Origin of the sequence: Blautia sp. BIOML-A1, from assembly GCF_009883055.1 — a bacterium.
Classification (GTDB): Bacteria; Bacillota; Clostridia; order Lachnospirales; family Lachnospiraceae; genus Blautia_A.
Map to the genome: position 1 here is coordinate 43438 of NZ_WWVR01000029.1, position 308 is coordinate 43745.

The 308-nt window shown below is 37.7% G+C and carries 1 protein-coding gene; it reads right to left on the minus strand.

Annotated features, from left to right (window positions below):
• Window positions 1-308, minus strand: a 308-nt coding sequence (locus tag GT674_RS12560) for a transposase (RefSeq protein WP_161286021.1), incomplete at both ends; no start/stop codon positions are given.

Sequence of the window (308 nt, forward strand, 5' to 3'; positions counted from 1 at the left end):
TCCTTTACTGCATTCTGCTTTTTCCTGTAAAGTCTCTGGATATGTTTCGATGATTTTGGATATTTTATTCCTCTTTCAGACTGCTGTGCATACCATACAGACTGCACTCTGGCGATTTCTTTATGAAAATATCTTTCCAAAGAAAGATACTTTCTTCCCAGGATAAAAGCCCTGCCATTTCCAGAATCATAACAGGTCATCAGATTATGAAGTCCCAGATTAACAGATAAATAATGTCCATTCTGAGAAATCTGTTCCGGCTCTTCAATCTCACAGATAACAATAAGGTCACATTTTCCGTTTTCCGG